Below are 24907 nucleotides of genomic sequence, written 5' to 3'. Positions count from 1 at the left end.
GCGGTGAGGCGGCAGTTCCGCCGGACCTGTGCACGGCCGGGCGTCAGCTCGGCAGGGCGAGCACCTGGTCGCGCACGACGCGCCGCAGCACCTTGCCGACCTGCGAGCGCGGCAGGTCGGGCAGCACGACGACCCGGCGCGGCACGGCGTAGCGCGCGAGCCGGCGCCCGCACCACTCGCGCACGGCCGCGAGGTCGACGTCGTGCCCCTCGCGCAGCACGAGCGCCGCGACGACGGACTCGCCGAGGTCACCGCCCGGCACGCCCACGACCGCGACGTCGGCGACGCCCGGCAGGTTGCGCAGGTGGTCCTCGACCTGCGACGGGTACACCTTGAACCCGCCGGTCACGATCATCTCCTTGATGCGGTCGACGAGCAGGACGAACCCGTCGTCGACGCGCACGACGTCACCGGTGCGCAGCCAGCCGTCCGCGAGGAGCTGCCCCGCGGTCTCGTCGGGCCGGTTCCAGTACCCGGCGAACACCTGCGGGCCGCGCACGAGCAGCTCGCCCGCCTCGCCGGGCGGGACGTCGAGCGTGGGGTCCTCCTGGGAGACGACGCGGATCTCGGTGCCGGGGAACGGCAGGCCGAGCGCGCCGGGGCGACGCGAGGCGTCGAACGGGTTGCCGAGCGCGACGGGCGAGGTCTCGGTCATGCCGTAGCCCTCGACGACGAGCCCGCCGGTGGCCTCCTCCCAGCGCTGCGCGGTCGCGGGCGGCAGGGCCATGGCGCCGGAGATCGCGCGCGTGAAGGAGTGCAGGGAGACGCCCTGCTTCTCGGCGGCGGTGACGAGCCGGTCGAGCATGGGCGGCACGGCGGGGATGAACGTGCCGGGGCGGCGGCGCTGCGCGGCGAGCACGAGCGCGGGGTCGAACGACGGGAGCACGACGAGCGTCGCGGCGATCCGTGTCGAGTACGACAGGCACAGCGTCAGCCCGAACGCGTGGAAGAACGGCAGCACGCCGTAGACGACCTCGCGCCCGCGCTCGTGGCGGGTCCACGCGTGGCCCTGCTCGGCGTTCGCGACGAGGTTGGCGTGCGTGAGCACGGCGGCCTTGGGGGTGCCGGTCGTGCCGCCGGTGTACTGCAGCAGGGCGACGTCCGACGAGCGCGGCCCGGGGTGCGACGCGGGCAGCGGGCGGGCGGCGCGCACGAGCCGGTGCCACAGCGGGACGTCGGCGGGGACGGGGCCGCGCATCGCGGCGGCGGTGCGCCGGGCCTTGGCGACGGGGAGCCGCAGCAGGAGCCGGTCCTTGGTGGTCAGGTCGTGCACGAGGTCCACGGCGACGACCTGCAGCCCGGCGAGCGCGTCGGTGCGCTCGCGCGCCTCGAGGACCGCGGGCACGGCCTTGGTCCAGGTCAGCGCGACGCTCGCGCCGGAGTCGGCGAGCTGGTGCGCGAGCTCGTCGGCGGAGTACGTGGGGTTGTGCTCGACGACGACGGCGCCGACGCGCAGCACGGCGTAGAACGCGACGAGGTGCTGGGTGCAGTTGGGCAGCGCGATCGCGACGCGGTCACCGGCGCGGACACCGAGCGCGACGAGCGCGGCGGCGGCGCGCGCGACCTCGTCGGCCAGGGCGCGGTACGTCGTCGTCGCGCCGAGGAAGTCGACGGCGACGCGGTCGGCGTGGTCGGCGGCGGCGCGGGCGAGGGCCGCGGTGAGCGGTTCGTCGGGCAGCGGGGGGAGGGCGACGGGCGAGGTCGCGGCGCTGGTGACGGGCTCGGTGGCGCCGTCGGCGGTCGTGCGGTCGGGCTCCTGCCCGTTCCAGGTCATGCCTCAGGCTAACCTACGGGACCGTAAGTTACTACTCCGTAACTTGTGGCTTCCGTCATCCGGGCGACGCGGCGCCCACGACTCTGGTGAGATCGGGGGATGCCGCCGACGATCCGTCCCTTCCACCCCGTCGACCTCTCCGGCATCTACCGGCTCTGCCTGCTCACCGCGGACGCCGGCGGGGACGCCACCGCGCTCTACCGCAACCCCGACCTCATCGGGCACGTCTACGCCGGGCCCTATCCCGTCGCCGACCCCGGCCTCACGTTCGTCCTCGTCGACGAGCACGGAGTCGGCGGGTACGTCGTCGCGACCGCCGACTCCCGCGAGTTCCTGCGCTGGCTCGACGCGCACTGGTGGCCCACGCTGCGGGCCCAGTACCCGCGCGTGCCCGACCCCGGCGACGGCACGCAGGACCACGTGCTCGTCGACCGCATCCACGACTGGCCCACCGAGCCCGAGCCCCACTGCGACGAGTTCCCCGCGCACCTGCACATCGACCTCGCACCGCGCCTGCAGGGGCAGGGCTGGGGCCGCGAGCTCGTCGCCACGCTCGCCGACGCGCTGCGCGCCCGCGGCGTGCACGCGCTGCACCTGGGCGTCAGCGAGCGCAACACCGGCGGGATCGCGTTCTACGACCGCCTCGGCTTCGAGACGTACGCGCAGCACGCCTGGGGCCGCACCCTCACCCTCCGGTTCTGACGCCTCGCACCCGTCCGACGAGCGAGGGGCCGGGGCCGCGCTCGCGGTCCCGGCCCCTCGACGTGCTGCCGGCTCAGGCGCCGGCGGCCGCCTCCGCGAGCGCCTCGAACTCGCTCCAGCTGATCACCTCGTCGGCGGCCGGAGCCGTGACGGTGACGCCCGGGTCGTTCCAGTCACGGAGCACGACGGTCGTCGACGTGCCCATGACCTCGACCGTCGACTGCACCGCCAGGTAGTCCTCGTCGAACCAGTACTCCGCCTCGAGCGTCTTCGGCATCTGCTCGTACACCTCGGCGAGCTCGGGGGCGCTGGCGTCCTGCATGACGGACATGTACGCGGTGGTGTCGAGCACGAGGCGGTAGTGACGCGTCGTGACCCCCTGGACCTCCTCGACACCGAGGTCCTCGCTCGAGATCAGCATCTCCTCGCTGAGCGGGATGCTTCCCTGCTTCGCCAGCGAGTCGATGTCCGGCATGTACGCCGCGAGCGGGTTGGTGGTGTCGGTCGGGTCGATCTCGACGAACTTGCCCTGCGTCATCTCGCCGAGGCTCATGTAGAACACGCCGTCGACGAAGACGGTGCTGATCGTCTCGCCGCCCTGCTCGCTCACGCTCTCCACCGCGATGGTGTCGCCGTCGTTCACCACGGCCGACTCGGACGTCACGGTCATGCCGCTCGCGCTCGTCGTCGAGGTCGCGCGCATCGACCGGGCCGGCTGGATGGCCGCAAGCACGCTGACGAGCTCGGCCGACGTGTACGACGGCGGAGCGCCCGCGTCGTCGGCCGCGGGGCTCGTGGTGGGCTCGGCCGCGGTCGTCGCGGCGCCGGTGGGGTCGGCGGTGGCGGCGGAACCGGCCGACGACGTCCCGCACGCGGCGAGGGTCAGCGCGAGCGCCACGCTCGTCGCGGCGGCAAGGGAACGGGTGATGGCGCGCATGCGCGGGACCTCGGATCGTCAGGAAGCGTGCGGGTTGCGCGCTGATGCTGACACCCGATCGGGCGTGGACCAAGGGGCGGGGGTCCCGGCAGACGAGGTTCACCCGCACGGGCGAAGGGCCGGGCCGCGGTTGCGGTCCCGGCCCGTCGAGCGGCGTGCGTCGTCGGCCGAGCATGTCCGCGGCGAGGAGCTGGTCCGCTCACGCGCCCGGCGGCGACTGCTCAGCCCGGGCTCGGCACGACCTCGAGCGTCGCCTCGTCGAGCACGTGCCCCTCGGTCAGTGCGAGCGCTGCGTCGAGCGAGGTGGCGGCGTCGCCGACGACCTCGGTGTCGAGCGCGTACAGCGTGTACACGTACGTGTTGCCCGGCACGCACGGCCCGGCGTACATCCCGCCGCCGCGGTAGCTGCTCCCGACGACGCCGACGTCGATCGCGCCCTCCTCGGCCTGGTCGAGACCGCGGGTGCCGCCCGGGATGCCGGTGACGACCCAGTGCACGTACTGCGGGTGCGCCGGGTCGGTCAGTGTCAGGACGTAGGACGCGACCTCGTCGGGACCGCCCTCCCAGGACAGCGTGGGCGAGCGGTTCTCGCCCTGGCAGACCGACGAGTACCGCCCCGATGCCCACGCGGGGAGCGTGCCGTCGGCCGCGAGGTCGGGGCTCGTCAGGACGAGGTCCGGTACTGCCGTGGCGGCGGGGGTCGCGGTCGCCGTGGGCTCGGGGCTGCCGGCTGCCGACGAGCACGCGACGAGGCTCGGCGCCGCGACGAGCGCGGCGAACGCGGTGACGAGTGCGGCGGTGGGTCGGCGCACGGGGACCTCCTCGGCTCCATAACGCTGTTATGCCCATAACTTAGTGATGTGCCTTCCGCCGCGTCAACGACCCGCGCCCGCATCCTCGACGCGGCCGTCGACCTGCTCGCCCGGGGCGGTGCCGGGGCGCTCACCGTCCGGGCCGTCGCCACAGCCGCCGGCTGCTCGACCATCGGCGTCTACACACACTTCGGGGGCAAGCCGGGGCTCGTCGAGGCGATCCTCCTCGACGCCTACGAGCAGCTCGACGCCGCAGCCGCCGCCGTCGACGACGTCGCCGACCCGCGCGAGCGCCTCGTCGCCGGCGCGCACGCGTACCGGGACTGGGCACTCGCGCACCGCACCCACTACCTGCTGATGTTCAGCCCGATCGTCCCCGCCGTCGGCCCGCTGCCCGCAGTCGAGGAGCGCGGCGCCCGCTCGTACGCCGCGCACCGCGCACGCGTGGACGCCGCGGTCGCGGCCGGCGTCATCGACGACGACGACGTCGACGCCAGCGCCTTCCACCTGTGGACCTCCGTGCACGGCGCGGTCGGCATCGAGATCCTCGGCAGCCCGCCGGCCGATCCCGACCGCGCGCGCACCCGCTTCGCGCACGGCGTCGAGGCGCTCCTGCGGGGACTCGCCCCCGCCTGACGGGGGCGGATCGGACACGTCGTGATGCGGGCCCGGACGGCACGAGGGCCGGGACGCGCGCTGCGCCCCGGCCCTCGCCGCGTCGTCGTCGGGTGTCAGCCGCCGAGGCCACCCGACATGAGCTCCTCCCACGTGAGCGGCGAGAGCTCGTCGCCGCTCGGCGCCTCGACCGTGAGGCTCGAGTCGCCCCAGTCGGAGTACGTCGTGGTCATCTTCTCGCCCGCGAGGTCGATGACCATCTTGGCGGGACGGTTCTCCTCGTCGAGCCACAGGTCGTACGAGACCTCCTCGAGCGCCGAGGCCGCGTCCGTCGGCACGGTGCCCTCGCCCACCGCGGCGAGCGCGGCCGCCGGGTCGACCGTGACGACGTAGTGCGTCGTCGAGACGCCGTCGACGTCCTCCTGGCCGACCTTCTCGACCGACTCGACCGAGTCCTTGAAGCCCTCGAAGCTCTTCGACACGTCACCCATGTCCTCGATCGGACCGAGCATCGCGGCGAACGGGTTCGACTTGTCGGACAGGTCGATCTTGATGAACTTGTTCTCGCTCATCTCGCCGAGGTCCAGGTAGTACGCGCCGTCCGTCAGGACGATCCGCGTCTTCGCGCCCGCCGCCTCGCTGACGATCGACATGCTCGTCTTGCCGTCCTTGACGACGACGACGCCCTCGAACGTGCCGGCCGCACCGGGTGTCGTCGAGGTCATCGTGTAGGACGTGTCCTTGCCGACCTGGCTGGACAGCGCCGCGTACAGGGACTCGGCGGTGATCTCCTCGCCGCCGGAGTCGCCGTCGCCCTCGTCGTCCTTCTCGGGCGCGGGCGTCGCGGACGTGTCCGTCGCGGCCTTCGTCTCCGCGTCCGACGAGCCCGAGTCCGAGCCGCAGGCCGTGAGCGAGAGCGCGAGGACCGCCGCAGCCCCTGCGCCGACGATCCGTGTGATGGCGCGCATGTGTGTTCTCCCCTGGTTCCGTGTCGTGGCACGCCATGGTGACATGTCGGACGAAACGGGCGAGCGGTTGTCCACCGCGGTCACACGACCGCCACACCGACGTCCCCCGGACGCGACCGCGCCGCCGCGCACGGCCACCGCCGTGCCCTCGGCCGGTGGCCTGGGGCGGGGCGGTGACGGTGCGGCGGCGGCGCGGTGGGTGCTGCGGTGAGGTCCCGTCAGAGGGTGACGTCGACGCGCACGGTCGAGCCGGCGGGCGCGTACGGCACGAGGTTGCCCTCGACGGGCGCGCCGTCCACGACGAGCCGGCCGCGCGAGCCGTCGGCGCCCGAGTTCGTCACCGTGATCTCGTACGTCGCGCCGCGGGCGACACGTGTGACCGTGAACGACGGGACGTCCGGGCCGATCTGCGGGTCGACGACGAGGCCGTCGTAGTCGGGCCGCACGCCCAGCAGGTACTGCGACACCGTGACGAAGTTCCACGCGGCCGTGCCCGTGAGCCAGGAGTTCTTGGCCTCGCCGTGGCGGACCGCCTCCTTGCCCGCGATCATCTGCGCGTACACGTACGGCTCGAGCCGGTGCACGTCGGAGATGTCCTCGCGGTACGCGGGCGTGATGCGCTTGTAGTAGTCGAACGCGCGCGCACCGCGGCCCACGACCGTCTCGGCGATGATCACCCACGGGTTGTTGTGGCAGAAGATGCCGCCGTTCTCCTTGTAGCCCGGCGGGTACGTGGAGACCTCGCCCATGTGCACCTGGTAGGTGGTGTACGCGGGGTACTGCAGCACCATGCCGTGATCGGTCGCGAGCAGCTCGTTGACCGAGTCGAGCGCCTTGATCGCCGGGGCGTCCGTGTCCTGCGGGCCCTCGCCCACACCGACGCCCGCCATGACCGCGAAGCCCTGCGGCTCGATCCAGATCTTGCCCTCGTCGTGCGCGTCGGTCCCGATCGGGTTCCCGTAGTAGTCGTACGCGCGCAGGAACCAGGAGCCGTCCCAGCCGTCCGTCAGGAGGGCGTCGCGCATCTCGGCGACGAGGCCGCGCGCCCGCTCGGCGACGTCCGCGAGGCCGCGGCGCTCCGCGAGCTCGGCGTACTGCTCGCCGTACAGGACGAACTGCGCCGCGATGAACGTCGACTCGGCGGCGCCGCCCTCCTGGTTCTCGGTGGTCTGGAACGACTCGCCGGGCGTCGTGGAGAAGCAGTTGAGGTTGAGGCAGTCGTTCCAGTCGGCGCGGCCGATCAGCGGCAGACCGTGCGGGCCGCGGTGCGTGACCGTGAACTCGAACGAGCGCGTCAGGTGCTCGAACAGCGGCACCTCGGAGCCCGGCTCGTTGTCGAACGGCACGGGCTCGTCGAGGATCGAGAAGTCGCCCGTCTCCTTGATGTACGCCGCGGTGCCCGCGATGAGCCACAGCGGGTCGTCGTTGAAGCCCGAGCCGATGTCGTTGTTCCCGCGCTTCGTGAGCGGCTGGTACTGGTGGTACGCCGAGCCGTCGGCGAACTGCGTCGACGCGATGTCGATGATCCGCTCGCGCGCCCGCTCCGGGATCAGGTGGACGAAGCCCAGCAGGTCCTGGTTGGAGTCGCGGAAGCCCATGCCGCGGCCGATGCCGGTCTCGAAGAACGACGCCGAGCGCGACATGTTGAACGTGACCATGCACTGGTACTGGTTCCAGATGTTGACCATCCGGTCGAGCTTCTCGTCGTTCGAGCTCACCGAGTACGTCGACAGCAGGTCGGTCCAGTAGTCCTTGAGCGCCGCGAACGCCGCGTCGGTCTGCTCGGAGGTGGCGAACCGGGACAGCAGCGCGTGCGCGCGGTTCTTGTTGATGACCTGCTTCGCCTCGTCGGCCCACTTCTCCTCGTCGGGGTTCTCGACGTAGCCGAGCACGTAGACGAGCTCGCGCGACTCACCGGGCGCGAGCGACACGGCCACCGAGTGCGAGCCGATCGGGTACCAGCCCGACGCGACGGAGTTCGCGGACTCGCCCTTGAGCGGCACCGCGGCCTCGCCGAGCGAGTTGTACGCGCCGACGAACGTGTCGCGGTCCGTGTCGAAGCCCTCGGCCTGCGTGTTCACGGCGAACACCGCGTAGTGGTCGCGGCGCTCGCGGTACTCGGTGCGGTGGTAGATCGCCGAGCCGTGCGGGCCCTCCTGCTCGATCTCGACCTCACCGATCGACAGGTTGCGCTGGTAGTTCGTCTGGTCGTCCTGCGCGTTCCACAGGCAGAACTCCACGAACGAGAACAGCGTGAGCGACTTGTAGGAGTCGGACGTGTTGGTGACGGTGACCTTCTGCACCTCGGCGTTCTCGCCGACCGGCACGAAGAACAGCGTCTCGACGCGCACGCCGTTCCGCTCGCCCGTGATGGTCGAGTAGCCCAGGCCGTGGCGCGCCTCGAAGTGGTCGAGGTCCGCCTTGACCGGCAGCCACGACGGGGTCCACACGTCGCCGCCGTCGTTGACGTACAGGTAGCGGCCGCCCGCGTCCGCGGGGATGTTGTTGTAGCGGTACCGCGTGAGGCGACGCATCTTGGCGTCGCGGTAGAACGAGTACCCGCCGGCCTGGTGGGACAGCAGCGAGAAGAACTGCTCGGAGCCCAGGTAGTTGATCCACGGGTACGGGGTGTGCGGCGTCGTGATGACGTACTCGCGTGCCTCGTCGTCGAAGTGCCCGTAACGCATGGAGGTGCCTCTCGCCGTGCTCGTCGCAGGGGTGCTGCGTGGCGGGCCGCGCGGACCGGTGCTGCCGTGCCTCCGGTGCCGCGGGCGACCCTTGGATGGTCAGGTGTGGTGCGGGGTGAATCAGGGGCCGAACCAGTGCGAGAGCGCTCCCATGCGTCTCACGGAACAGGACTATAGCGGGGCGTGCAGCGCGCTGAAACCATGCCCGCGCGCGGGGCACTACCGTGGGCGCGTGCTGCTCTCCGACCGCGACATCACCGCCGAGCTCGACGCGGGCCGGGTGGCCCTCGAACCCTACGACCCCGCGATGATCCAGCCGTCGAGCATCGACGTGCGCCTCGACCGGTTCTTCCGGTTGTTCGACAACCACAAGTACCCGTACATCGACCCCGCGGCCGAGCAACCGGACCTCACGCGGCTCGTCGAGGTCCCGTCCGACGAGTCGTTCGTGCTGCACCCGGGGGAGTTCGTCCTCGGGTCCACGTTCGAGCGCGTCACGCTGCCCGACGACATCGCGGCGCGGCTCGAGGGCAAGTCGTCCCTCGGCCGGCTCGGCCTGCTCACGCACTCGACCGCGGGCTTCGTCGACCCGGGGTTCAGCGGCCACGTGACGCTCGAGCTGTCGAACGTCGCGACCCTGCCGATCGTCCTGTACCCGGGCATGAAGATCGGCCAGCTGTGCTTCTTCCGGCTGTCCTCGGCCGCGGAGCACCCGTACGGCTCGGAGCGCTACGGCTCGCGCTACCAGGGCCAGCGGGGCCCCACGGCGTCCCGTTCCTGGCAGAGCTTCCACCGCACGGAGGTGTGACGCGATGACGCGTGACCTGCCGCGTCTTCCCGTGTCCGACGAGGGGCTGCGCACACGGCACGTGCTCGCGCTGCCCGAGGGCGTCGAGCCCGACGAGGTCGAGGTGCTGGCCGCGAGCCGGTTCCTCAACGCCCGCTGGGAGGAGCCCGACGGCGAGGCCGGCGGGCAGCGCGCGCGCCCGCTGACCGCCGCGCTCGGCATCCGCATCGGCGGCGCCAAGCCGCAAGCGCGCGTGCTGCGCCTCAACCGGCACTCGTCGCTCGCCGGCCCGTACGCCGTCACGCAGGCCGACGCGATCGCGCTCGGGCTGCCCGTCACGTCCGTCACCGCGTTCGACGTCACGTGCCCTCGCGACCGCGGCGTCAAGCCCGCCCCCGGCGGCGACCGGTACGGCCTCAAGCGCGCGTTCCCCGACGGCTACCCGAACCGCGAGGAGGAGCGCGTCCTGCTGTGGCTCGTCGCGGCCGCTCGTCGGCTCGGCGGCGCCGTGCGCACCGGCCAGAACGGCGTGGTGCTGCAGCCCGACATGGAGTCCGCGATCGACCTCACGGTGTTCTCCGACCGATGGGTCGAGCCCGCCGAGGCGCTCGCCGTGGTGCAGCGCGCCGCGCCGCGCGCCCGGCTGTCCGTCCCGACGAGCGAGTGGGACGGCCCGATGGTGGGGGCCGGCCGCGCCGAGCGGCACACCCTCGCCGGCATGCCCGAGCCCGGCGGTTCCGGGCTGCGCGACGCGCTCCTCGAGCACGGCGTGCTGGATCCCGACGAGCGCCGACGCCTCGCCCAGGAGGCCGCCGCGTTCGACGAGCTCATGCTCGCCGTGCCGCCCGCGGCCGAGTCGTACGGCGTGCTCGTCGAGCTCGGCGTCGACGGGATGATCGCGGTCGAGGCCTCCGAGGAGACCGAGCTGCCGCCGCTGCTCCAGGGTCTGCCGTGGACGCAGCAGGGCGTGGTCGCGTACCGCGTGCGGTGGGAGCCGATGCTCATCGAGGAGCTCGAGCTCGAGCGGCCGTCGTTCGAGCACCGCGTGGCCCGCACCCGCAGCGCGCCGGTGGTCCAGGCGATCGCGCGCGCCCTGCACGCGGCGGTCGGCGGTGAGATCGCCGACGAGGCCGACTTCCTCATCGACCCCGCCGACCTCTGACCCGCCGTCGGCGGGTCACCCACGCGAAGTTGTCAGCTCCGCGGTGAGTCGTCAGTTGGAGCTGACGACTCACCGTCTCGCTGACGACCTCGCCGGGGAGGCGGGCGCGCCTGGTACGTCCGAGGTCGGTTGTCGTCATTGCGGACGGTGGCGCTTCTCGATGGAGTACCCGGTGAGGCCGCGCTGCTGCATGGCCTTGAGGACAGGTTCGGCGAGGTAGGTGTAGGAGGTCAGCGGCCCGGGGACGACGGTGTGGCCCTCGAGCTTGGCGGCGGACAGGGCTGCGGACATCGGGATCGGGCTGGCGCCGCGGATGGTGCGGTCCTCGTCGTAGATGTCGACGGGGTGCGGGAAGTGCATCACCCAGTAGGGCAGCGGCTCGCCCTCGCGGGTGCGGACGGTCGCCGGGATCCACTGGACCTCGTCGGTCGGTCCCAGCAGCGGCTCGACCACCTCACGCACCGCCGGAGACACCGCGCGGGCCTGCTCGATCGTGCAGATCCAGTCGGTCGGACGCTCGATCTGCAGCTGCCACTCGATCGGCTGGTGGTAGTCGCTCCTGCGTCCCGGCGCGTAGTTGAGGTCACGGATGAAGGCCCGGTCGCCCGATACGCGCTTCGCGGGACGAGTTACGCGTGCGATCACTTGGATCATCGTCGGCATTCCCACCATGCTCCTCGAACTGCCAGGGGATTCGCTGAGATCGGATCTCTGACCCACTGCTTGAACAGCCGAAGGAACTCTTCCACGTCGTCGCCTGCCTGGCTCTGGGCGAGGCGCGCGTTGTCGAGAACCCACTGATGGCAAGCGTTTGGGTGGCGTCCCCGATGCGGCATCGCCGTCACGATGTTCCAGTCCTGAGTCAGAGCCAGTCCGTCGTAGACGCTGATGACCTCGTCGAACAGCTCCGTCCATCTGGTGACGACCTCTGACCCTGGCACCGCTGACCTCGGTCCCCTCGACACCACGGCTCGCTCCGACCCGCGGTCGCCGACCCCGTCCATCCCCGACCCCGCGCTTCCTCCGGCTCAGCCCGCTCATTCCCGGAGCAACCCCGGGTTCGCGGATGGTGTGTCAGCCGAGACCGTCATCGCTCCGGCTCTGGTGGGTCGTCCCCGGAGGGATGACGGGGTCGCGGGTGGGGGTGGGACGTTGGTCCCGGCGCGGCAGGCAGTCTGTGCGGGTTCGGGCTGACCTGCGGCTTTGTCCTGTCCGCATCGTGGATCCGGTGACCGGAGAGTGGACAGGGCGGGGATAGCGTGGGGCCGACCCGAGGACAGGACGGCACCGTGGACCAGCAGAGCACGCACCGCGCGACCAGCGCGCTCGCCTGCCTGCGCGCCACGAGCGGGCGGGCCGGCAGCGGCCTGCGCCCCGCGAGCGGCCCGCGTGCCGCCGGCCGCCTGACCCCGGCGTGCCGAATGTCCGGCGCGGCCGACGCCGCCGCGCCGCGATGTCGCAGCTGTCGTCACTGAACGACACCGCCGGCGAGTCGCCGGCCCGCGCACCCGGCCGGGTGTGGATGTCCCCCGACCACGTCACGGCCGCCCGCCAGGGTCCCCTGCCCTGAGCACCCCTGCACCACCTTTCCCTTCCCCCCGTCACGGCTGACGAGACGCTCGTCGCCGTCCCCCGAGGAGACACCCATGTCCCGCTGGAGAACCGCCCTCGCGCTCGTCGTGCCCGCCGCCCTGCTGCTGTCGGCGTGCACGTCGGAGCAGGGCACGTCGTCGTCGACGACCCCCGCCGCCGCCCCGACGACGGCCGCCGCCACCGTGGCGCCCGACGTCGAGATCCCCGCCGCCGTGGCCGAGCCGCTCGACGTCGCGCTCGTCACCCGCATCACCACCGGCTCCTGGTACGAGACGTACGCGCGCGGCGTCGAGTCCCAGGTCGAGGCCCTCGGCGGCACGCTGCAGGTCTACGACTCCGGCAACGACCTGGCGAAGATGGCGTCGAACGTCGACACGGCCGTCAACGCGGGCGTCGACGTGCTGCTCGTCAACAACGGCACGGCCGAGGCGCTCGACGGCCCGGTCCAGAAGGCGCTCGACGCGGGCATCACGGTCGTCACGTACGACTCGGACCTCACGCTCGACGGCATCACGGCGATCAACCAGGACGACGACGCGCTCGCGGGCAACGGCCTCGAGGCGATCAAGGCGGACCACCCGGACGGCGCGAAGATCGTCGTGCTGTCCGTCGCGGGCTACCCGCCGCTGGACCGCCGCCTCGCGGTGGTCGACGAGTTCCTCGCCGCGAACCCGTCGTTCACCAAGGTCACCACGGCGGGCGTGGTCTCCGGCAACGCCGCGCTCGACACGCAGGCGCAGGTCGACGCGCTGCTCAAGCAGTACCCCGACGAGGGCCAGATCGACGTCATCTGGTCGCACTGGAACGAGTTCACGCGCGGTGCGTTCGAGGCGCTCAAGGCCGCGGGCCGCACGGACGTCCAGGTGTACTCGGTGGACCTGACCGACCAGGAGCTGCCGTACTTCTGGGACGCGGGCACGGACTTCGTCGCGGCGTCCGCGACGAACCCGGCGACGGTCGGCCAGTGGCAGACGCGCCTGGCGTACCAGAAGGTCGCCGGTGAGGACCCGGGCGCGTCGGTCGAGGTGACCCCGGCACTGGTCCGCTCGAGCGACCTGCCCGACGCCGCGATCGAGTTCTCCGCGCTCGCCGACGCCGTCCCGGCCTGGTCGCAGGCCGAGCACGAGTGGCCGCAGTGGATCGCGGCGCTCGAGGCGCAGCACTGAGCGAGCCCGGACCATGACGCTCGCCCTCGACGGCATCACGCACGACTACGGAGACGGACCCGTCCTGCACGACGTGTCCCTGACCGTCGTCGGCGGCCGCGTGCACGCGCTGCTCGGCATGAACGGTGCCGGCAAGAGCACGCTCGTGCACGTCGCCACCGGCCAGTTCGCGCCCACGCGCGGGCAGGTCGTCGTCGAGGGCGAGCCGGTCCGGCTCGACGGGCCCGGCGCCGCGACGCGCGCGGGGATCGTGCTGCTCGCGCAGGAGGTCGACCGCGCGCTCGTCCCGGACCTCACGGTCCACGAGAACCTCACGGTCGGTCTCCTGCGCGAGGCGCGCACGGCCCTGTTCCACCCGCGCCGCAACCGGGCGCTCGCACGCGAGCTGCTCGAGCGCTACGACGTCGAGCTCGACGTCGACCGTCAGGTCGCGGACCTGACCCTGTACGAGAAGCAGGTGCTCTCGCTCGTGCGCGCCGTGGCCGGGCGTGCGCGGTACGTCGTGCTCGACGAGCCGACGGCCTCGTTCGACGCCGTCGAGACGCAGCGGTTCTACCGGATCGTGCGGGCGATGCAGGCCGACGGCATCGGCATCGTCTTCATCTCCCACCGCCTCGCGGAGGTGTTCGAGCTCGCCGACGAGCTGACCGTCCTGCGTGCCGGGCGCACGGTCCTGCAGGCGCGCGCCGCGGACACCGACCCGGACGCGGTCGTCGAGGCCATGACGGGGCAGCGGACCGTCGCGGTGCGTCGCGCGCACCGCACCGGGAGCGCGTCCGACGAGCCCGTGGTCGCCGACGAGCGTCCGTCCGACGAGCGTGCGTCCGACGAGCGCGCGCCCGTGCTCGAGGTGCGCGGCCTGCCCGTGGGCCGCCACCGCGTGCCCGTCGACCTGCGCGTCGGACGCGGGGAGGTCGTCGCGGTGTTCGGGCTGCTCGGGGCGGGGAAGTCCTCGCTCGCCGAGCGGCTGCTCGGCCTGCACGGCGCGTACCGCGCGAGCGTCGACGGCCACGAGCGCCGCATCGGCTCGCCGCCCGCCGCGGTCGCCGCGGGGATCGCGCTGGTCCCCGAGGAGCGGCGCCGGCACGGGCTGTGGCTGGACGAGTCGGTGGCCACGCACCTGTCGCTGGGCCTGCGCGGCCTGGTCCGCCCGCGCGCGGAGGAGCGTCGCGCCGCCGCGCTCGTCGCGGAGTACGACGTGCAGCCCGCGAGCACCCGCCCGGTCACGCGCCGCCTGTCGGGCGGCAACCAGCAGAAGGTGTCGGTCGCCAAGTGGGCGGGCGAGCGCCGGCTGCTGGTGCTCGACGAGCCGATGAAGGGCGTGGACGTCGCCGCCAAGGAGGCGATCTTCCAGGCCGTGGAGCGCTCCGCCGACGCGGGCGCGGGCGTCCTGTACCTCACGGCGGAGCCCGACGACGCGCTGCGCATCGCCGACCGCGTCGTCGTCCTGACCCGTACCGGCGTCGTCGCGGACCTGCCCGCGGCCGACGCGACCCCCCTCGACCTCATGCTCGCCGTGGAGACGTCCGAATGACCAGCACCGCCACCCCGACCGTCACCCCGACGACCGTTCCGGTCGCCACGCGCAGCCGCCGCGCGGACCTCACGCGCCGGTACGCCGCGCTCGGCGTGATCGTGGCGCTGATCGTGTTCTTCGCGGTGGTCAACGACAACTTCCTGACGTTCAAGAACTTCACCGACATCCTCAAGTCGGTGTCGGTCTCGGCGTTCCTCGCGCTCGGCGTGACGTTCTCGCTCGTCGTCGACGGGTTCGACGTGTCGATCGGCTCGACGGCGTCGCTCGCGACGATCGGCGCCGCGGCCGCGATGGTCTACTACCAGCAGGAGCTGTTCGTCGCGATCCTCGTGCCGCTGCTGCTGGGCGTGCTGGTCGGGCTGGCCAACGCCGCGCTCGTCGTGAAGCTGCGCCTGCCGGACCTGCTCGCGACGCTCGCGATGCTGTTCGTCGTCAACGGGATCCAGCTGACGTACACGTCGGGGTACTCGATCTACGCGGGCGTCGAGCACGACGGCGCCCCGGCGCCGGGCATCGTCATCCCGTCGTTCCTGAGGATCGGCCAGGGCACGCTGCTGGGGCTGCCGTTCGCGGCGGTGCTGCTGCTCGTCGTCGTCGTGGTCGCGCACCTGTTCCTCACGCGTACGACGACCGGGCGGCACATGTACATGGTCGGCGGGAACGTCGAGGCGGCGCGGCACTTCGGTCTGCCGGTGGGGCGGCTCAAGACGCTCGCGTACGTGCTGTCGGGGCTGCTGGCCGCGATCGGCGGGATCGTGCTGACGTCGCGGATCGGCTCGGGGCAGGTGTCCGCGGGGGCGCCGATGCTCATGGACGCGGTCGCGGCCGCGTACGTGGGGTACGCGATCTTCGGGCAGAAGCGCCCGAGCGTCGTCGGCACGCTGCTCGGCGCCCTGCTCATCGGGATCCTGCTCAACGGGCTGACGATGATGAGCGTCCCGTACTACGCGCAGGACATCGTCAAGGGCGGCGTGTTCGTCGTCGCGCTCGCGTTCGCGTTCTGGCGCCGCAAGGAGGCCTGACATGACCCACACACCCGACCACGCGCACGGGTTCTCGTTCCTGGGGCACAGCGACCAGGGCGGGCGGCCCGACGGCTGCCAGGTGATGGTCGTCGACGGGTTCGCGTACGTGGCGCACGCGTTCTCCGGCGGCCTCTCGGTGATCGACGTCCGCGACCCGCGCGACCCGAGGACCGTCGGGTTCGTCGCCGCGCCCCCGGGCACCTGGTCGGTGCACCTGCAGGCGGCCGAGGGGCTGCTGCTCGTCGTGAACGCGAAGGACCTGTTCGCGGACACCGAGTTCCAGGTCGAGTCCGACTACTACACGCGCTCGGTGGGGCAGCCCGCGCTGCAGGCCGAGCGCGGGTACGCCGCCGGGCTGCGCGTGTTCGACATCTCGACGCCCGGGCAGCCGCGCGAGATCGCGTTCATGCCCGTGGAGGGCGTGGGCCTGCACCGGCTCTGGTACACCGGCGGGCGGTGGGCGTACGCGTCCGCGCTGCTCGACGGGTTCACCGACTACATCCTGCTGACGATCGACCTCGCGGACCCCGCGCACCCGGTCCCCGCCGGGCGCTGGTGGCTGCCGGGCATGCACGAGGCCGGCGGCGAGACCCCGACGTGGGACACCGACCGCTGGCGGTACGGCCTGCACCACGCGATCGTCGACGGCGACACCGCCTACGCGTCGTGGCGCGACGGCGGCCTGACGATCCTCGACGTCGCCGACCGGACCGCCCCGCGCCTGGTCGCCGCCCGCAACTGGACCGAGCCGTTCGGCGGCGGCACGCACACCGCGCTGCCCCTGCCGGGCCGGGACCTGCTGCTGGTGGCCGACGAGGCGATCGCCGACGACGGCGCGGACGGCGACAAGCGCACGTGGGTGCTCGACATCCGCAACCCCGCCAACCCGTGGCCGATCTCGACGTTCCCGCAGCCCGCCGACGAGGACTACCTCGCCAAGGGCGGCCACTTCGGCCCGCACAACCTGCACGAGAACCGGCCCGGCTCGTTCGTCTCCGAGACCCTCGCGTTCGCGACCTACCAGAACGCCGGCGTGCGGGCCTACGACCTCACCGACCCGTACCGACCGCAGGAGGTCGCGTGGTGGGTCCCGCCCGCGCCCGTGCGGATGGTCGACACGCGCCCCGGCCGGCCGCGGGTCGTCCAGAGCTTCGACGTGTTCGTCGACGCCGAGCTGCGCGCGTACGTCACGGACTACAACGCGGGGCTGTACGTGCTGCAGTACGAGGGGGAGGCGCGATGAGCGTGCTCGACGGGCTCGCGGGGATCCTTCCCGACGACGTGCTCGTGCTCGACGAGGCGGCCGTCGCGGCGCGCGCGCACGACGAGGCCGCGGCCGCACCCCTCGCCGACGGCGCGGCGCTCGCGCTGGTCCGGGCGCGCTCGACCGACGACGTCGCCGCGACCCTGCGCGTGGCGCACGCCCACGGCGTGCCCGTGGTGCCCCAGGGCGCGCTGACCGGCCTGGCCGGCGCCGCCGACGCCGTGCCCGGCGCGATCCTGCTCGACCTGTCCGGCATGGACCGCGTGCTGCGCATCGACCCCGTCGACCAGGTCGCCGTGGTCGAGCCGGGCGTGCTCGTCGCGGACCTGCAGGCCGCGGTCGCGGAGCAGGGCCTGTTCTACCCGCCGGACCCGGCGTCCGCGTCGCGCGCCACGGTGGGCGGGACGATCGCGACGAACGCCGGCGGCATGCGCTGCGTGAAGTACGGCGTGACCAGGGACTTCGTGCGCTCGCTGCAGGTCGTGCTCGCCGACGGCACGGTGCTCGACACGCGCGCGACCACCGTGAAGGCCGTCGCCGGGTACGACCTGACCGGGCTCGTCGTCGGGTCCGAGGGGACGCTCGCCGTCGTCACGCAGGCCACGCTCGGCCTGCTACCCGCGCCCGGTCCGGAGCGGGGTGTCTCCGCGACGTTCGCCTCGGTGCCCGACGCGCTCGCCGCGGCCGTCGCGATCGTCGGCGGCCCGCACCGGCCGTCCACGCTCGAGCTGCTCGACGGCGTGGTCGCCGGGGCCGTCGCCGCGTACGCGCCGTCCGCCGGGGTCCCGGAGGGCGCCGGCGCGTGGCTGCTGGCCGTGACCGACGAGCGCGGCGACGCGACCGCGACGCTCGACGCCTACGCCGACGCCATGCGCGCAGCCGGTGCGCTGGCCGTCGAGGTCGGCGCGTCGCCCGAGGCGCTCGACTCGCTGCTCGCTGCGCGTCGCGCGTTCCAGCCCGCGATGCGCGCGCTGCGCGGCGGGTCCCTCAACGGCGACGTGTCAGTCCCGCGCTCGCGGCTGGGAGAGCTCATCGACCGGCTCGCGGACATCGCGGCCGCGCGCGGTGTGCTCGTCGCGACCGGCGGCCACGTCGGCGACGGCAACCTGCACCCCGTCGTCGCGTTCGACCCCGCCGACCCCGCGCAGACCGTCGCCGCGCACGCCGCGATGAGCGACGTCCTGCGCCTCGCGCGCTCCCTGGGCGGCACGGTCACGGGTGAGCACGGCATCGGCGTCGAGAAGCTCGAGGCCCTCGACGACGAGCTCGGCCCGGACGTCCGCGCCCTCCAGCGCGCCATCAAGACCGCCTTCGACCCCACGGGCATCCTCAACCCCGGCAAGAAACTCTGACTCTCCGGCCGGCCCTCCGACCCTCTGCCGCCGACCCCGCGCTTCCTCCGGCTCAGCCCGCCCATTCCCGGAGCAACCCCGGGCTCACGCGGCGGGGCGTCGCCGGACCGTCATCGCTCCGGCTCTGGTTGATCATTCCCGGAGCTGTGACGGGGTCGGGGTGGGAGTCGGCTACCGGGGGTGGTGGCGCTTCTCGATCGAGTAGCCGGTCAGGCCGCGCTCCTTCATGGCCTGGAGCACGGGTTCGGCGAGGTAGGTGTACGACGTCAGCGGGCCGGGGACGACGGTGTGGCCCTCGAGCTTGGCGGCGGACAGTGCCGCGGACATCGGGATGGGGCTGGCTCCCCGGATCGTGCGGTCCTCGTCGTAGATGTCAGTGGGGTGCGGGAAGTGCATCACCCAATAGGGCAGCGGATCGCCCTCACGTGTGCGGACCGTGGCGGGGATCCACTGGACCTCGTCGGCAGGCCCGAGCAACGGCTCGACTACTTCACGGACCGCCGGAGACACTGCCCTGGCTTGGTCGATGTTCCGGACCCAGTCGGTGGGCTGGTCGATCTGGAGCTGCCACTCGATCGACGGGGGGCTCATGCGCCACCCGGGCGTGAAGCGGAGCTTGCGGACGAAGTCCTGATCGGCGGACAACCGCCTGGCGGTGGGCACGGGCGTTGCGATCACCTGGAAGTAGCTCAGCACCGCCACGACGCTACCGGACAGCAATGGGGCTCATCGCACGCGGCTTCACCCACGTCTCGAAGAGTCGCAGAGACGTCCGAGTGTCCGGGCCGGCGGCGTCGGCGGCGAGGTGTGCCCATCTTCTCCGACTCCACCCCTCCGAACCCGCCCTTCCTCCGGCTCAGCCCGCCTATTCCCGGAGCAACCCCGGGCTCACGCGGCGGTGGGTCGCCGAGACCGTCATCGCTCTCGCCCGTGTCGACGCGGGAGCTCCCGGGGCGCCGGGTTGACGTGGTCATCGCGTGCGGACCGTCAGGCGTGGCTGCGATCCGCCAGGGTCCGAGCCGACCCCGGCAGGGGTCAGGGGGTGTGGGCCAGGCGGTCGCGGAGGAGGACGGCGATGTCGGCGACCTCCGGGACGCCCACCTGGGTGCCGGACTGCGCGCCCGACGACGAGCCCGCGTCGGCCGTGCGGGCGGCGGCGACGCCGTCGGTGAGCATCACGGTGCAGTAGGGGCAGGCGGTCGCGATGACGTCCGCGCCCGTGGCGAGGGCCTCGGTCGCGCGGGCCGTCGAGATGCGCGTGCCGATGGACTCCTCCATCCACACGCGCGCGCCGCCCGCGCCGCAGCAGAACGAGTCCGCGCCCGAGCGCGGCATCTCCTTCACCTGCACGCCGGGGATCGCACCGAGCAGCTCGCGCGGCGGGGAGTACACCTGGTTGTGCCGGCCCAGGTAGCACGGGTCGTGGTAGGTGACGGTGCGCTCGTCGTCGGCGGGCAGGAGCGTGAGGCGACCGTCGCCGATGAGCTGGTCGAGCAGCACGGTGTGGTGGACGACCTCGTACCGGCCGCCGAGCTGCGGGTACTCGCGGCTGATGGTGTTGAAGCAGTGCGCGCAGGTCACGACGATGCGCGTCGCGCCGACCTCGTTCAGCACCTCGACGTTCTGCGCGGCGAGCATCTGGTAGAGCAGCTCGTTGCCCGCGCGGCGGGCCGGGTCGCCCGTGCACGTCTCGCCGTCACCGAGCACCGCGAACGACACCCCCGCGGCGTGCAGGAGCTCGACCACGGCCCTCGTCGTGCGCTTGGCGCGGTCCTCGTACGCGCCCGCGCAGCCGACCCAGAACAGGTAGTCGACGTCCGCGGCCGACTCGACGTCGTTCCCGACGACGGGCACCTCGAAGTCGAGGCCCTTGGCCCAGTCGAGGCGCGCACGCGCGGGCAGCCCCCACGGGTTGCCCTGGCGTTCGAGCTTGGTGAACGTGCCGCCGAGCTCCTTGGGGAACGCGGACTCCATGAGCACCTGGTAGCGGCGCATGTCGACGATCGCGTCGACGTGCTCGATGTCGACGGGGCACTGCTGCACGCACGCACCGCACGTGGTGCACGCCCACAGCGCGTCGGGGTCGATCACGCCCGTGCCGATGAGGTCGAGGCCCGCGTGCTCGTCGTCGAGCGTGCGCGTGCCGTCCGTTGCGCGCAGGTAGGGGGCGGTCGCGGCGGCGTGGTCGCGCAGCGACAGCGTGACGAGCTTGGGGGACAGCGGCTTGCCCGTGGCCCACGCGGGGCACTGGTCCTGGCAGCGGCCGCACTCGGTGCACGTCGAGAAATCGAGCAGGCCCTTCCACGTGAAGTCCTCGATCGCGCCGACGCCCAGGCGCGCGTCGTCGGGCAGGTCCTCGAGGGCCGCGAGGTCCACCGGGGTGCCGTCGGCGAGCGTGAGCGGCTGCAGCGGGCCGAGCGCGGGTGTGCCGTCCGGCTCACGGCGCGCGTACACGTTGACGAGCGCGAGGAACCGGTGCCACGCGACGCCCATGGTGGGCTGCAGGCCGATGACGACCAGCCACGCCATGGAGATGACGATCTTCACGGTCGCGAGCACGACGACCGCGGTCTCGAGCGCGCTCGTCGTCGCGCCCACCCACGCCTCGCCCAGCCAGGCCGTGAGCGGGAAGTGCAACGCGCTCGCGGAACCCTCACCGGCCTGCGCCTGCAGCGCGTACTCCAGGGCGCGCAGCGCGATGACGGCGACGACGACCGCGGCGATCGTCGCCTCGACGTAGAACGCCTGCCACTGCGTCGAGCCGAAGAACCGCGAGCGGCGCTGCTGCTCGAGCGGCTGCGCGGTGCGGGGGCGGATGCGCAGGCGCAGGACGAACAGCGCGACGATCCCGACGAGCGAGGTCCACGCGAGCGCCTCGACCGCCCACTCGAGCGGCCACAGGTGCCCGACGAGCGGGAGCGCGCCGGACGGGTCGACGACCTGCACGTAGGCGGTCGCGACCGTCACGAACAGCACGGGGAACGAGACCATGACCACCCAGTGCGCGGCGCGCACCACCGGCCGGTGCTGGAACCGCCCGTGCCCGAGCACCTCGCGCGCGAGGGTCGCCAGGCGCGTGCCCACCGGGGACAGGCGCCCCGGAGCGGGACGCCCGACGGCGACGGTCCGCACGATCGTCGTGACCCCGCGGGCGAACGACCACACGCCGGCGACGGTCGCCGCGACGACGACCACGAGCCCCACCCACTGCACCCCGTTCACGCGGCACAACCTACCGACCCGCCCGGTTCGCGGTCCCCCCGTCCGTCGACCGGTCGCCGCCGCGTCGCGGGGGCTGCCCGCGCCGACGAGAAGCGGAGAGGGGACCTGCGAAAGGGGGCCTAGGTCACACGGGTGAGAGGGGCGGCGCGGCCGGGTCCGACGGCGATGCGTTGGTAGAGTCTTGACCGATCCCCTGCCCAGGCACGGCGTCGTCCGGGACGATCCGGACGGCGGCCATGCGCCCCGACAGGACGGAGCCCGCCCGCGTGCTGCTGCTGCTCGTCATCCACCTCGCAGCAGCCCTCGCCGCGCCCACGCTCGTCCGGCTCTGGGGCCGCAAGGCGTTCTGGGCGCTCGCGCTCGCGCCGGCCTCCGCGGCCGCGTGGGCGCTGAGCTGGACCTCGCAGGTCCAGTCGGGCAAAGGCCCTGTCGAGAGCATCGAGTGGATCAGCCAGCTCGGGCTGGGGCTGACGTTCCGGCTCGACACGCTCGCGTGGCTCATGACGCTCGTCGTCGGCGGCGTCGGTGCGCTCGTGCTCGTCTACTGCGCCGCGTACTTCTCCGCGTCCGCGCAGGGGCTGGGGCGGTTCGGCGGGGTGTTCGTCGCGTTCGCGGGCGCGATGCTCGGGCTCGTCACGTCCGACGACATGATCCTCATGTTCGTGTTCTGGGAGCTGACGACCGTCACCTCCTACCTGCTGATCGGCCACTACAGCGACCGCAAGGCGAGCCGCCGCGCGGCCATGCAGGCGATCGTCATCACGACCGCGGGCGGGCTGGCGATGCTCGTCGGCGTGGTGCTGCTCGGCGAGGCCGCGGGCACGTACCGGCTGAGCGAGGTGGTCGCGGACCCGCCCGGCGGTGCGACCGCGACCGCCGCGATCGCGTGCCTGCTCGCGGGGGCCGCGACGAAGTCCGCGCTCATCCCGTTCCACTTCTGGCTGCCCGCCGCGATGGCCGCGCCGACGCCCGTCTCGGCGTACCTGCACGCCGCGGCGATGGTGAAGGCCGGCGTCTACCTCGTCGCGCGGTTCGCGCCCGCGTACTCGCAGCACGCGCTGTGGCGGTGGGTGGTCGTGGTGCTCGGGTGCGGCACGCTGCTGCTCGGCGGGTACCGCGCGCTGCGCCAGCACGACCTCAAGCTCGTCCTCGCGTTCGGCACGGTGTCCCAGCTCGGGCTCATCACGCTGCTCGTCGGGCTCGGCACGCGCGCCACGGCGCTCGCGGGGCTGGCGATGCTCGGCGCGCACGCGATGTTCAAGGCGACGCTGTTCCTCGTCGTCGGCGTGGTCGACGCCGCGACCGGCACGCGTGACCTGCGGCGCCTGTCGGGCGTCGGCAAGGAGCTCAAGCTCACCGCGCTCGCGGGCGCGCTCGGCACCGCGAGCATGATCGGCCTGCCGCCGTTCGCGGGGTACGTCGCCAAAGAGGCGGGGCTCGAGGCGATCGAGCACCTCGACGACCACGCGGTCGGGCTGATCGTGCTCGTGTCCGTCGCGGTCGGGTCGGTGCTGACCGTCGCGTACGGGCTGCGGCTGTGGTGGGGCGCGTTCGCGACGAAGCGCGCGGTCATCCCCGAGTCGGCGCTCGCGGACGCCGCGGCGGCGACCCAGGCGGACGGCGCACGCGGCCCGGGCACGACGAGCGCCGTGGCGACCCAGCCCGACGCCGAGCCCGCCGCGGTCTCGCACCCGTCGCTGCTGCTCGTGTGGCCCGCGATGATCCTCGGCCTGCTCGGCCTGGTCGCGGCGCTCCTGCCGCAGCTCGGCGAGCACCTGCTCGAGCCGTACGCGGACACGCTGCACGTGGGCGAGCCCGGCCACCTCGCGCTGTGGGCCGGGTTCACGCCGACGTTCGTGCTGACGCTCGTCATCCTCGGCGCGGGGGCGGCGCTGTTCACGGTGCGTGAGCGCGTCGAGGTGCTGCAGGGCCGCACCACGTACCGCGGCCCCGACGCGGACCACCTGTACCGGCGGTTCATGCGTCGCCTCGACGACGTCGCGGCGGACGTCACCGCGACCACGCAGCGTGGTTCGCTGCCGCTGTACCTGGGCATCGTGCTCGTCGTGTTCGTCCTCGCGGTCGGCGGGAGCCTGCTCGCGGGCGGCCGGTGGCCCGCGTCGGTGCGGGCGTGGGACCACCCCGGGCAGGCGGTGTTCGCGGCGGCCGCGGTCGTCTCGGCGGTGCTCGTCGCGCGTGCTCGTCGTCGCCTCAAGGCCGTGATCCTGCTGGGCATCGGCGGGTACGCGGTCGCGGGCCTGTTCCTGCTGCAGGGCGCGCCGGACCTGGCGCTCACGCAGGTGCTGACCGAGACCGTCACGCTCGTCGTGTTCGTGCTCGTGCTGCGCCGCATCCCGCCGTACTTCTCCGACCGCCCGCTCGCGGCGTCGCGCTGGCTGCGGCTCGCGCTGGGCCTCGCGGTCGGTCTCACCGCGGCGGGGGTCGCGCTCGTCGCACCGTGGGCCCGCGTGCACGCGCCCGTCACCGAGCACTTCGCCGACGAGGCCGTGAGCTGGGGCGGCGGCAAGAACATCGTGAACGTGACGCTCGTCGACATCCGCGCGTGGGACACCATGGGCGAGATCTCGGTGCTGCTGGTCGCGGCCACCGGTGTCGCGTCGCTCGTCTTCCTCTCGCGCCGCACGGGGCAGATCTTCCGCGCCAAGGACGCGCTCAACGAGCGCAAGGTCTGGGCGGGCACGGACCCGATGGCGGCGCTGCGCCGCGCCACGGACCAGGCGCGCGTCGACGCGCCCGCGACCAACCGGGTGTGGCTGCGCGCGGTCGCCACGCTCGCGCCGCAGCGGCGCTCGGTGATCTTCGAGGTCGTCGTGCGGCTCCTGTTCCACACGATGGTCGTGTACTCGGTGTTCCTGCTGTTCAGCGGCCACAACGCACCCGGCGGCGGGTTCGCCGCGGGCCTGGTGACGGGCATCGCGCTGATCGTGCGCTACCTCGCGGGCGGGCGGTACGAGCTCGGCGAGGCCGCGCCCGTGCAGCCCGGTCTGCTGCTCGGCACGGGGCTGTTCCTCTCGGCCGGCGTGGGGCTCGTCGGGCTCGTCGTCGGCGGGTCGGTGCTGCGGTCGTGGATCATCGACTTCCACGTGCCGCTGCTCGGCCACGTGCACCTGGTGACGAGCCTGTTCTTCGACATCGGCGTGTACCTCGTCGTCATCGGCCTGGTGCTCGACATCCTGCGCTCGCTGGGTGCCGAGCTCGACCGTCGCGCCGAGACGGGCGAGGACCCGGCGTTCGCCGAGGGTGCCGACGTCCTCACCGGGGCGGGTGAGCGCCGGTGATCGAC

General features: G+C 73.0%; 18 protein-coding genes. 10 read left to right on the top strand and 8 right to left on the bottom strand.

Going from position 1 to position 24907, the window contains the following annotated elements:
• Nucleotides 1–43 precede the first annotated feature (43 nt).
• Nucleotides 44–1774 carry an AMP-binding protein gene (locus F1D97_RS02645; RefSeq protein ID WP_236122190.1) on the bottom strand — a complete coding sequence of 577 codons (1731 nt, stop codon included), beginning with the start codon at nt 1772–1774 and terminating at the stop codon, nt 44–46.
• 99 nt (nt 1775–1873) lie between these two features.
• On the opposite strand from F1D97_RS02645, the gene F1D97_RS02640 reads away from it, so the two are divergent.
• The gene (locus tag F1D97_RS02640; RefSeq protein ID WP_236122189.1) at nt 1874–2476 is read left to right on the top strand and encodes a GNAT family N-acetyltransferase; all 603 of its coding nucleotides are present in this window, start codon (nt 1874–1876) and stop codon (nt 2474–2476) included.
• Nucleotides 2477–2549: 73 nt separating this feature from the next.
• Here F1D97_RS02640 and F1D97_RS02635 read toward each other — a convergent pair whose 3' ends face one another.
• Nucleotides 2550–3413 (bottom strand): hypothetical protein, encoded by an 864-nt coding sequence (locus F1D97_RS02635; RefSeq protein ID WP_236122188.1) that lies wholly within the window; start codon nt 3411–3413, stop codon nt 2550–2552.
• Nucleotides 3414–3634: 221 nt separating this feature from the next.
• Nucleotides 3635–4225 carry a YbhB/YbcL family Raf kinase inhibitor-like protein gene (locus F1D97_RS02630; RefSeq protein WP_236122187.1) on the bottom strand — a complete coding sequence of 197 codons (591 nt, stop codon included), beginning with the start codon at nt 4223–4225 and terminating at the stop codon, nt 3635–3637.
• A 48-nt stretch (nt 4226–4273) separates the two neighbouring features.
• On the opposite strand from F1D97_RS02630, the gene F1D97_RS02625 reads away from it, so the two are divergent.
• Nucleotides 4274–4861 carry a TetR/AcrR family transcriptional regulator gene (locus F1D97_RS02625; RefSeq protein ID WP_236122186.1) on the top strand — a complete coding sequence of 196 codons (588 nt, stop codon included), beginning with the start codon at nt 4274–4276 and terminating at the stop codon, nt 4859–4861.
• 95 nt (nt 4862–4956) lie between these two features.
• On the opposite strand, the gene F1D97_RS02620 is transcribed toward F1D97_RS02625, so the two are convergent.
• Nucleotides 4957–5808, bottom strand: a complete 852-nt coding sequence (locus F1D97_RS02620; RefSeq protein WP_236122185.1) for a LolA-like protein — start codon at nt 5806–5808, stop codon at nt 4957–4959.
• Between the two features lie 218 nt (nt 5809–6026).
• Nucleotides 6027–8495 (bottom strand): GH36-type glycosyl hydrolase domain-containing protein, encoded by a 2469-nt coding sequence (locus tag F1D97_RS02615; RefSeq protein WP_236122184.1) that lies wholly within the window; start codon nt 8493–8495, stop codon nt 6027–6029.
• A gap of 232 nt (nt 8496–8727) precedes the next feature.
• On the opposite strand from F1D97_RS02615, the gene dcd reads away from it, so the two are divergent.
• Nucleotides 8728–9303 carry a dCTP deaminase gene (gene dcd / locus F1D97_RS02610; RefSeq protein WP_236122183.1) on the top strand — a complete coding sequence of 192 codons (576 nt, stop codon included), beginning with the start codon at nt 8728–8730 and terminating at the stop codon, nt 9301–9303.
• Between the two features lie 4 nt (nt 9304–9307).
• Nucleotides 9308–10444, top strand: a complete 1137-nt coding sequence (locus F1D97_RS02605; protein ID WP_236122182.1) for a hypothetical protein — start codon at nt 9308–9310, stop codon at nt 10442–10444.
• Between the two features lie 135 nt (nt 10445–10579).
• Here F1D97_RS02605 and F1D97_RS02600 read toward each other — a convergent pair whose 3' ends face one another.
• On the bottom strand, nt 10580–11098 hold the full coding sequence (locus tag F1D97_RS02600) for a hypothetical protein (RefSeq protein ID WP_236122181.1): 519 nt from the start codon (nt 11096–11098) through the stop codon (nt 10580–10582).
• 992 nt (nt 11099–12090) lie between these two features.
• Between F1D97_RS02600 and F1D97_RS02595 the strand changes: the two genes are divergently transcribed.
• Genes F1D97_RS02595 through F1D97_RS02575 form a run of 5 tightly spaced genes read left to right on the top strand, consistent with a single transcriptional unit; the run spans nt 12091 to nt 18381 of the window.
• Complete coding sequence (locus F1D97_RS02595) at nt 12091–13203, top strand: sugar ABC transporter substrate-binding protein (protein WP_236122180.1); 1113 nt, start codon at nt 12091–12093, stop codon at nt 13201–13203.
• 13 nt (nt 13204–13216) lie between these two features.
• A complete protein-coding gene (locus tag F1D97_RS02590) occupies nt 13217–14737 on the top strand; it encodes a sugar ABC transporter ATP-binding protein (protein WP_236122179.1) in 1521 nt (506 codons plus the stop codon).
• Nucleotides 14734–15762, top strand: a complete 1029-nt coding sequence (locus tag F1D97_RS02585) for an ABC transporter permease (protein WP_236122178.1) — start codon at nt 14734–14736, stop codon at nt 15760–15762. The genes F1D97_RS02590 and F1D97_RS02585 overlap by 4 nt, the downstream gene beginning before the upstream one ends.
• 1 nt (nt 15763) lies before the next feature.
• Complete coding sequence (locus tag F1D97_RS02580) at nt 15764–17008, top strand: LVIVD repeat-containing protein (protein ID WP_236122177.1); 1245 nt, start codon at nt 15764–15766, stop codon at nt 17006–17008.
• A complete protein-coding gene (locus F1D97_RS02575) occupies nt 17005–18381 on the top strand; it encodes an FAD-binding oxidoreductase (protein ID WP_236122176.1) in 1377 nt (458 codons plus the stop codon). The genes F1D97_RS02580 and F1D97_RS02575 overlap by 4 nt, the downstream gene beginning before the upstream one ends.
• A gap of 171 nt (nt 18382–18552) precedes the next feature.
• On the opposite strand, the gene F1D97_RS02570 is transcribed toward F1D97_RS02575, so the two are convergent.
• Both F1D97_RS02570 and F1D97_RS02565 read right to left on the bottom strand, forming a co-directional pair.
• Entirely contained in the window at nt 18553–19077 is a 525-nt protein-coding gene (locus tag F1D97_RS02570) for a hypothetical protein (protein WP_236122175.1), read from the bottom strand.
• Between the two features lie 339 nt (nt 19078–19416).
• The gene (locus tag F1D97_RS02565) at nt 19417–21603 is read right to left on the bottom strand and encodes a (Fe-S)-binding protein (RefSeq protein ID WP_236122174.1); all 2187 of its coding nucleotides are present in this window, start codon (nt 21601–21603) and stop codon (nt 19417–19419) included.
• 266 nt (nt 21604–21869) lie between these two features.
• On the opposite strand from F1D97_RS02565, the gene F1D97_RS02560 reads away from it, so the two are divergent.
• Complete coding sequence (locus tag F1D97_RS02560; RefSeq protein WP_236123459.1) at nt 21870–24902, top strand: Na+/H+ antiporter subunit A; 3033 nt, start codon at nt 21870–21872, stop codon at nt 24900–24902.
• Nucleotides 24903–24907: the final 5 nt, after the last annotated feature.

It is taken from the genome of Cellulomonas palmilytica (assembly GCF_021590045.1).
Classification (GTDB): Bacteria; Actinomycetota; Actinomycetes; order Actinomycetales; family Cellulomonadaceae; genus Cellulomonas; species Cellulomonas palmilytica.
The sequence above is the reverse complement of the archived record's forward strand: the minus strand, read 5'-3'. Positions and strand labels throughout refer to the sequence as shown.